The sequence below is a fragment of the Protofrankia sp. Cas8 genome, from assembly GCF_963555845.1.
Taxonomy (GTDB): domain Bacteria; phylum Actinomycetota; class Actinomycetes; order Frankiales; family Frankiaceae; genus Protofrankia.
This window is the reverse complement of record NZ_CAUVXI010000060.1, coordinates 17,124-26,123: the sequence shown is the minus strand read 5'-3', so window position 1 is coordinate 26,123 and position 9,000 is coordinate 17,124. Positions and strand designations below refer to the sequence as shown.

At 68.7% G+C, this 9,000-nt stretch carries 8 protein-coding genes; 4 read left to right on the top strand and 4 right to left on the bottom strand.

Going from position 1 to position 9,000, the window contains the following annotated elements:
- Window positions 1-17 precede the first annotated feature (17 nt).
- Window positions 18-854: an enoyl-CoA hydratase/isomerase family protein gene (locus U9977_RS11420; RefSeq protein ID WP_322749204.1), complete on the bottom strand. Its 837-nt coding sequence runs from the start codon at window positions 852-854 to the stop codon at window positions 18-20.
- 2 nt (window positions 855-856) lie between these two features.
- Entirely contained in the window at window positions 857-1,075 is a 219-nt protein-coding gene (locus U9977_RS11415; protein ID WP_131766260.1) for a helix-turn-helix domain-containing protein, read from the bottom strand.
- Window positions 1,076-1,599: 524 nt separating this feature from the next.
- On the opposite strand from U9977_RS11415, the gene U9977_RS11410 reads away from it, so the two are divergent.
- Window positions 1,600-2,913 carry a hypothetical protein gene (locus tag U9977_RS11410; RefSeq protein WP_322749203.1) on the top strand — a complete coding sequence of 438 codons (1,314 nt, stop codon included), beginning with the start codon at window positions 1,600-1,602 and terminating at the stop codon, window positions 2,911-2,913.
- A 39-nt stretch (window positions 2,914-2,952) separates the two neighbouring features.
- Here U9977_RS11410 and U9977_RS11405 read toward each other — a convergent pair whose 3' ends face one another.
- Window positions 2,953-3,885: a cation diffusion facilitator family transporter gene (locus U9977_RS11405; protein WP_322749202.1), complete on the bottom strand. Its 933-nt coding sequence runs from the start codon at window positions 3,883-3,885 to the stop codon at window positions 2,953-2,955.
- A 121-nt stretch (window positions 3,886-4,006) separates the two neighbouring features.
- A complete protein-coding gene (locus U9977_RS11400; RefSeq protein WP_322749201.1) occupies window positions 4,007-5,620 on the bottom strand; it encodes an ABC-F family ATP-binding cassette domain-containing protein in 1,614 nt (537 codons plus the stop codon).
- A 328-nt stretch (window positions 5,621-5,948) separates the two neighbouring features.
- Here U9977_RS11400 and rfbB point away from each other — a divergent pair, with 328 nt between their 5' ends.
- The 3 genes from rfbB to U9977_RS11385 form a co-directional block, all read left to right on the top strand.
- Window positions 5,949-6,950, top strand: coding sequence for a dTDP-glucose 4,6-dehydratase (rfbB, locus tag U9977_RS11395; RefSeq protein ID WP_322749205.1), 1,002 nt, complete (start codon window positions 5,949-5,951; stop codon window positions 6,948-6,950).
- 532 nt (window positions 6,951-7,482) lie between these two features.
- On the top strand, window positions 7,483-8,652 hold the full coding sequence (locus tag U9977_RS11390) for an inositol-3-phosphate synthase (protein ID WP_416210561.1): 1,170 nt from the start codon (window positions 7,483-7,485) through the stop codon (window positions 8,650-8,652).
- Window positions 8,649-9,000: UbiA family prenyltransferase (locus U9977_RS11385; protein ID WP_322749199.1), on the top strand; the 352-nt coding region annotated here is incomplete at its 3' end. The genes U9977_RS11390 and U9977_RS11385, both read left to right, overlap by 4 nt.

Sequence of the window (9,000 nt, the reverse complement as noted above, 5' to 3'; positions counted from 1 at the left end):
CCCGCGCCGGCGGCCCGTCATCCCGGCGGCACTGCCTCAGCTGACGTGCGGAGCTGGGCATCGCGTTCGGCACGCAGCTGGGCATCGCGTTCGGCACGGCGCTGGTCTGGTCGGGAGCGCTCGCGGCTGTGCAGCAGCAAGGCCTTGACCTCGACGGCCAGGCCCCGGGGCGGGGCAAGCAGCGCGGCGGCGAGATCCTCCACCGCATCCGCCAGATCGACGGGGGCCGCGACCCGGTCCGCGAGTCCCAACATGTACGCCTGCGTGCCGGATACCGCCCGTCCGGTCACGCAGAGGTCCAGCGCCCGGCCATAGCCGACCAGATCGACCAACGTGTCCGATACCCCGAGCGCCGGAACGCGACCGTGCCGGATCCCGTCCATGGCCAGGTACGCGTCCGCACAGAAGACCCGCAGGTCGCAGGCGAGTGCCAGGCGCAGAGCGCCCACCGCCCACCCGCTGACGACAGCGATGCTGAACAGGTCGGGCCGGGACAACCAGTCGAGCGCGCACTGGCGGTCGCCAACGAAGCCAGGGCTGGCAGGGCTGGCAGGGCAGTCACCGGCCATGCCAGGGCAGTCACCGGCCATGCCGGGTCGGTCCCGGCCGCCGGCAGCGGTCGGGTCGACCCGGACATGATCAAACGGTGGCAAACCACCGATGATCCGAAGAAGCACAAGCCGAATGCTTCCGGGCAGACATCTCCCGATATCGGCCAGCACTCCCACGGCGGGCACGGCGCGCGCGCAGGCGGCGCCGCGATCCTGACGATCGACGGTGACGGTCGCCCGCGAACCCTCGATCGTCAGGGTCAGACCGGCCGCCGCCAGATCGGCGGCGGCCGGTTGCAACATGATCAGACGCTCTTCTTCTTACTGCCGCGGGTTGCGCCGCCCCGGCCTCTCAGAGTTGTTCCGGACTCCGAGAGGATCCGGTGAACGAACCCGTACGAACGACCCGACGACTCAGCGAGGAGGCGGATGCTCTGACCCGCCTCATACTTCTTCCGAAGCTCTGATGCAAGCTTGTCGCGCTCCGCGCCGGTGATCCGGGTTCCTTTCCTAAGCTCGGCCAATGTGGCCCCCTCCGTGATAGATGATCTGCGAACCGATCTTCACTCAGTCGCGGTGAACGCGCCACTCGAAGCGCATGTGATCCATCACACTGTCCTCTTCACGCGCCCGACCAACCCCCCGACTGCGCTCGGCTTTTCCCTTCTTCCCATCACCGGACCACCAACGCCCGGACACGGGACCGATGGCTGTTTCGCCCACCGCAGCAGGAGAATCGGCACATCCACCAACGTCAGCGAAGGCCAGTGTCCCTAATCGCCCCTGTCTGGTCCGACAGTGACTTCGGCGCGTCGCGACGACCATCGCCGAATCCGCGCCGGTGAACATCGTGCACCACCCGAACCCGGCACCGTCGACCTGGCTACGGTGCACATGTGGGCATCGCGGCGGGCATGCAGCCATGAGAGCGCCTTTGCGGCCCGCCGTTCGATCGGGGAGCTCCGATCCGCGGGGATGTCGCAGCCGTCTGCCACGACTACCGTTCACCGGCGCAGACCCGACCGAGTTCGGCGAAATCGCAATCTGGATGGGGGCGCTGATTGCCTGTCTGGGCCTGACCGCGCTCCTGCGCGCCGGCGGAGGCGAAGCCGAACCGCTGCCGACGCTGCTCGCCGGCATACCGTTCACGGCGGACCGGCGCCCGCACATTTCGCCGACGTCCCTTCTCGCCCCGGCAGTCCTGGCCGTGGTCATCGTCGCCGCATGGCGAGACGTTCACATCCGGCTGCGGTGGGGCACGCTGCTCATCACCGCCTACGTGGCGTCGTTGGCATGGACGCTCGCGTTGGCTTCCGTGCACGGCCTGAGCGGCCTTGCCGGACCACTGGGCAACGGGCCGGGCTACCTGTCGGATGTGGCCGCCGCGGACGCCGACCCGGTGGGCTTCCTGCGGAGCTACACCCACCAGGGGGCCCACCAGGGGGCCGCTTCCGGCAGCGGCACCCGGGCACATCCCCCCGGGCTGGTGCTGGTGCTGTGGGCGCTGACACGGCTGGGCATCAGGGCCCCGAGCGCGCTGGGAGTCGTGCTGACGGTCGTGGGCGCGGCCACCGTCCCGCTCGCCGCGATCGCGGTCCGGTCGTTGTGCCACGACCGGGCCGCCCGCCGCTTTGTGCCGGTGCTGGTGCTGGCACCGTGGGCGGTGTGGATACCGGCGGCGGACGCAGTGACCGCGACCCTGGCCGCCGCCTTCGTCACGCTCGGGGTGATCGGATCCGAACCGGGTAGACACCTGCGGTGGGCAGCGGGATGCGGCCTGGGAATCGGCGTGGCGACGCTCTGCGGCTACGCGGTGCCGTGGCTGGGAATCACGGTAGTGGCCACGTACTTCGTCCGGCGGCGACCACTGCTCAACGTGATCACCGGCGGCTGCGTCCTGCTGCCGCTGTCCGTGGCCGCGTTCCTGGGGTTTTCCTGGCCGGACGGGCTGGCGGTCGCGCACGACCAGGTCGTCCACGCCACCACGCACATCCCCGGTAGCACCGCGGGTGTCCCGGCGTGGGTCGCCCGCGTCCCCCCCGGTCTCGCGGTCGTCCTGGCCGCCTGCGGACCGACGATCATTCGGGCAGCACGGCGGGTCCGGCTCACACCCGGCTGGCCCTTTCTGGTCGGCGCCGTCCCCGCGATCGGCTTCGGGATGGTGACCGGTCTGACCGGCGCCCATCCCGAGCGGTCCTGGCTGCCGTTCTACTGCTGGCTGCTGGTACCCGCGCTGGCACCGAGCCCACGCCCGCAGGGCCCGGGCGACATGACCCAGGCGGGCACACTTCCGCTGGGCCTGACCACTGTCGGGGCCCTCAGCGCGATTGTCGCCCGGGCCTTCCTGCCCGGGACCCTGTGACTCACCGGCAACGCGCCTGCCGGCCTCCTGGTCAGCCGGTCAGCCGGTCAGCCGGTCAGCCGGTTGGTGGACGATGTCCGGCTCCAGGTAGACCCTGCACGCGATCGGCACAGCCGCCCGCAGCGCCGCCTCGGCGCCGTCGATCGCGCGCGCGACAGCGGGCAGGGTCAGCTCGACATCCATACTGATCTTGGCTGCCACGAGGAGTTCATCCGGGCCGAGGTGCAGCGTGCGCAGATGAATGACCCGCGTGACATGCGGCGACCCCGCGAGAGCGCTACGGATGGTGGCGACCATCGCCGGAGTGGCCGCCTCCCCTACCAACATCGCCTGGGTCTCGACCGCCACGACCACTGCCACGGTCAGCAGCAGGATGCCGATCGCCAGCGTGCCCGCCCCGTCCCAGATCGGGTCGCCGGTTGCCAGCGTGAGACCCACGCCGGCAAGGGCGAACACGAGGCCCACCAGCGCGGCAAGGTCCTCCAGAAGCACCACGGGCAGTTCCGGGGCACGGGCGGCGTGGACGAACCCCCACCATGAGGCGTCACCCTTGAGCGGGCGGGCTTCGGCGATCGCGGTGCGCAGGGAGAACCCCTCCAGGACCGTCGCCACGAGCAGGACGACGATCGCCACCGCAGCGCTGTCGAGCTCGTGTGGGTGGCGCAGCTTCGCCACGCCCTCGTGGACCGAGAACAGGCCACCGATGCTGAACAGCACGATCGCGACGAGGAAGCCGGCGATGTAGCGCGAGCGCCCGTAACCGAACGGGTGTTCCTCATCGGCCGGACGGGTGGCGCGCCGCTGACCGAGCAGGAGCAGGACCTGGTTGCCCGAATCCGCGACCGAGTGGATGGACTCGGCCAGCATCGACGACGACTGAGTGATGACAAACGCGACGAACTTCGCCACCGCGATCCCCAGATTGGCCGCCAGCGCGGCCAGAACCGCCTTCGTGCCACCTTCCGCGCTCACACGACCATCCTTGCTCAACGCCCCTGCTCGCTCCTGCTACGACGCCCCTGCTCGCTCCTGCTCGACGCCCCTGGACAGCTACAACTGGTGTGGCCGACGGCAGCGGGTTGCGGTTACCCGGTCAGGCGAGAGTGATCAACTCGGCGAGGTCCGCGGACCAGGAGTCCTCGACGCCGTCGGGCAGCATGAGCACCTTGTCCGGGGCCAGCGCCTCGACCGCGCCCGGGTCGTGGGTGACAAGCACCACCGCCCCTCGAAACGTGGCGAGGGCCGCGAGGACCTCGCCACGCGACGCCGGGTCGAGGTTGTTGGTGGGCTCGTCCAGCAGCAACACGTTCGCGGCGCTGCACACGAGCCCGGCCAGTGCCAGCCTGGTTTTCTCCCCGCCCGAGAGCGTGCCCGCCGGCTGGGCGACGGTGTCTCCGCTGAACAGGAAGGCACCCAGGATGCGGCGCAGCTCCACATCGGAGGTGCCCGGCGCGGTGGCGCGCATGTTGTCCAACACCGACTGGTCGGTGTCCAGCGTCTCGTGCTCCTGGGCGTAGTACCCCAGCCGCAGCCCGTGACCATGGTGGACCTCGCCGGTGTCCGGGGACTCGACGCCCGCGAGCATCCGCAACATGGTCGTCTTGCCGGCACCGTTGAGGCCGAGAATCACGACCCGCGCGCCGCGGTCGATGGCCAGGTCGACGCCGGCGAAGACCTCCAGGGATCCGTAGGACTTCGACAGGCCGGTGGCGGTCAGCGGGGTCCGGCCGCACGGCGCCGGATCGGGGAACCGGAGCTTGGCGACCCGGTCGGCGACCCGTACGTCGGCGAGACCCGCGGCGAGCCGGTCGGCCCGGCGGTCCATCTGGTGGGCCGCACGGGCCTTGGTGGCCTTCGCGCGCATCTTGTCGGCCTGGGCCTTCAACGCGTCGATCTTCTTCTCGGCGTTGGCCCGCTCCCGGCGGCGGCGGCGTTCGTCGAGATCCCGTTGGGCCAGGTAGGTCTTCCAGTTGACGTTGTAGACGTCGAGGGCCGCGCGGGTGGCGTCGAGGTAGAAGACCTTGTTGACGCAGCGGTCGAGCAGGTCGACGTCGTGGCTGACCACAACCAGCCCGCTGTCGTGGGAGCGCAGGAACTCGCGTAGCCAGGCGATCGAGTCGGCGTCGAGGTGGTTGGTGGGCTCGTCGAGCAGCAGGGTCGCGTCGCTGTCACCGGCGCCGGCGAACAGGATGCGGGCCAGCTCGACCCGGCGGCGCTGGCCACCGGACAGCGTCTCAAGCTGCTGGCCGAGCACTCTGTCCGCAAGGCCCAGCGCGGAGCAGATCCGGGCTGCCTCGGCCTCGGCCGCGTACCCGCCGAGGGTGCCGAAACGCTCCTCCAGGCGACCGTAGCGGCGGATCGCCACGTCCCGTGCGGCATCGTCGACCAGCTCCGCCATTTCCAGCTGGAGCTTCTCCATCTCCCGCACGAGCACGTCGAGGCCGCGGGCGGACAGCACGCGATCACGAGCGGTGTCGGCCGGGTCACCGGCCCGCGGATCCTGCGGGAGGTAACCGAGGTCACCACGGACGTCGATCTTTCCGGCGAACGGCAGCGTCTCGCGAGCCAGCGTCTTGAGCAGGGTGGTCTTGCCCGCGCCGTTGCGTCCGACCAGCCCGATCCGGTCACCCGGCTGGATGCGGAACGACACCGCCTCGATGAGTGTGCGGGCGCCGGCCCGCAGCTCCAGATCGGACGCGATGATCATAGGTGCACGTGGCCTTCCGGGAAGACGTCAGCAAACGCGGCAGCAGGACGACACGGCCCGCGTCACGGCCCCTCACGAAGCCGTGAACGTCAACACCGAGAACTTTCAGGGCGACGGACCTGGACGCTGCGAACGTCACCACCGAGCCCATACTCACAGAGTACGGATACCCGCGCCCGCGTCGGTGTGCCCCGGTGATCGGCGTCACCGGGTCATGAGAGGGTGGCGCAGGGCTGCGCCGGATTCCAGGTGGCGCGTGCCCCGTGCGCTCCAGTCGGCTGCCGCGGCCGCCGATCTCGACTTTCATTCCAAGGGGGACGTTCACACCATGTCGACGCTGCTGGTGACCGGAGCCGCCGGGTTCATCGGATCGAACTTCGTCCGCTACTGGCGTGAGCGGCACGCCGGCGACCGCCTGGTAGCGCTGGACGCGCTGACCTACGCGGGCTGCCGGGAGAACCTCAGCGACGTGTTGGACGCGATCACCTTCGTGCACGGCGACATCCGCGACCGCGAGCTGGTCGAATCGCTGCTGCGTGAGCACCACGTCGACATCGTGGTCAACTTCGCCGCCGAGTCGCACAACAGCCTGGCGATCATTCGCCCGGGTGAGTTCTTCTCCACCAACGTCATCGGTACGCAGACGCTGCTGGAGGCCGCCCGCACGGTCGGGGTGGCGCGCTTTCACCAGATCTCGACGTGTGAGGTCTACGGCGACATGGCCCTCGACGACCCGGGCGCCTTCACCGAGGACTCCCCCTACCTGCCCCGTACGCCGTACAACGCGGCCAAGGCCGGCGGCGACCACGCGGTGCGGGCGTACGGCCTGACCTACGACCTGCCCGTGACCATCACGAACTGCTCGAACAACTACGGGCCGTACCAGTTCCCGGAGAAGGTCATCCCGCTGTTCGTCACCCGGGCGCTGCAGGGGGAAAACCTGCCGCTGTACGCCTCCGTGCGCAACCGGCGGGAATGGCTGCACGTCGCCGACCACTGCGCCGCGATCGACGTGGTTCTCCAACGGGGCCGGGTCGGCGAGACCTACCACGTCGGCAGCGGGGTGGAGGCCGACATCGAGACCATCGCCGACACCATCCTCGGCGAACTGGGCCTGTCCGCGTCGCTCAAGACGATCGTGCCAGACCGGCCGTCGCACGACCGGCGTTACCTGCTCGACTCGTCCAAGCTTCGGGCCGAGCTCGGCTGGGCACCCGAGATCGGCTTCGCCGACGGGATGAAGGAGACCGTGGCCTGGTACCGCGACAACGAGTCGTGGTGGCGCCCGCTCCTCGGCCGCTCCCCCGTCTCCGAGACCGCCTGGCGCTGAGACCGCCTGGCGCGGAGACTGCCTGGCGCTGAGACTGCACACCCCGACACCGGCACGGTCGTCGACTCCTCGCGGTCAGGCTGGCGCGCTCCGCGCCAGCCTGACCTGACCGCCTACTCGCTACTGGCCAGCAGGCCAGCAGGCTCGCGCGCAGCATTGTTACGTTCGGTATCCTTATGAATACCTTTGTATTATTTGTTTGATATCCAGATTTAACCCAAATTTAACACTTGGTACGACTGCTTTAATCTAATATTCAGTGCACACCGGCGGTTATTACGTTTTTCCGACCAAGAACGTCGACCCGAAGCAAGCCTTTCGCGTCTCAATTCACCATGGCACCCAGGGATGACATCTGGCGATCACGCGGATGCCGTTGTATACAATTAAGAATTCCGGCTGCCCCGGCCCGTGAATCCGACGATGTGACGACCCGACAACCTGAGTCGTTCTTCATGTCACGCGATACAACCGAGACCCATCTACCAGCGCCGGAAAACGATTCAACGAGATCCCGCAAAGGATGATCGTTATGGCTTCTGGAAACGCCCGCCTCGGTATGTGGATGATCGGCGCACGGGGTTCCGTCGCCACCACCACCATGGTTGGCATGGCTGCTATACGTGCCGGGTTGACCTCGCCGGTCGGGTGCGTCACCGAGCTTTCGGACTTCCGTCCAGCGGCGCTCGCGCGCTTTGACGACCTGGTGTTCGGCGGCCATGACATCGGCACCGTCCCATTAGTGAAACGCGCCGAGCAGCTCGCGCTGGCCGGCGTCGTGCCCGTGCATCTCCTCGACCATGTCAAGGACGAGCTGGTTGCGGCCGACAAAGAGATCAAGCTTGGTGTCACGGACCTTCCGTCCGGACGGACCCAGGCCGAGGTGGCTGCGGGGCTGGTGGCCGATCTGGTTTCGTTCCGACAACGACACCGGCTGGCACGCGTGGTAGTCGTCAATGTCGCGTCCACCGAGCCGACGCCCCCGGAATCAGCAGCCCATGCATCCCTGAGCCGTCTTCGGGAGGCGATGTCGTCGGCTGGATCGGTCGTTCCGACGAGTTCGCTCTACGCTTATGCGGCATTCACCGCGGGCTGTTCATACATCAACTTCACGCCGTCCGCAGGCGCTGGGCTGCCAGCCCTCGACGAGCTTTCCCGCGCCTGCGCCGTCCCCTACGCCGGTAACGACGGCAAAACCGGGGAAACCCTGGTCAGGTCCGCGCTCGCACCGATGTTCGCCCACCGCGCGTTACCGGTGCGTTCGTGGAGCGGAACGAACCTGCTGGGCGGCGGGGACGGCGCCACGCTGGCCGAACCGGCCCGAGCGCACAGCAAGACCAGATCGAAGTCGCGTGTCCTCGAATCCGTTCTCGGCCATCCGGTCGAGGGAATCGTCCACATCGACAACGTACCGGAACTCGGCGAATGGAAAACCGCCTGGGACCACATCCTGTTCGAAGGTTTTCTCGGTGTCCGGATGACGCTCCAGTTCACCTGGCAGGGCTGTGACTCGACGCTGGCCGCACCACTGGTGTTGGACCTCGTCCGTCTCCTCGGCCGGGCCCACGAGACGGGGCATGCCGGCCCCCAGGGTCAACTCGCGTTCTTCTTCAAGGATCCGGTTGCTACCGACGAGCACCGGCTGGTCATGCAGTACGAGGCACTCCGCTCCTGGGCGCGGTCACTGGGACCGCACCGATGACCGCGGTTGCGCATCTGGCGGCCCTGGTCGAGCTGGTGCGAGCGCCCGCCGCACTGACCGTCCCCGGGGATACCATCGCCGGCGCGGCGATCGTGGGCCGGCGGTTGGACCCGGCGAGCGTGGGTCTCGCCGCTGCCTCCATCTGCCTGTACTGGGGCGGAATGGCACTGAACGACATGGCGGACCGCGATGTCGACGCCGTGGAACGGCCACACCGGCCGATCCCATCGGGCCGCGTGACCCCGCGGACCGCTTTCGCGCTGGCCACCGGCCTGACCGCAGCCGGGATCGGTATCGCGGGCCTGGCCGGTGGGCCCCCGGCGCTCATCGTCGCGGTTCCCCTGGCCG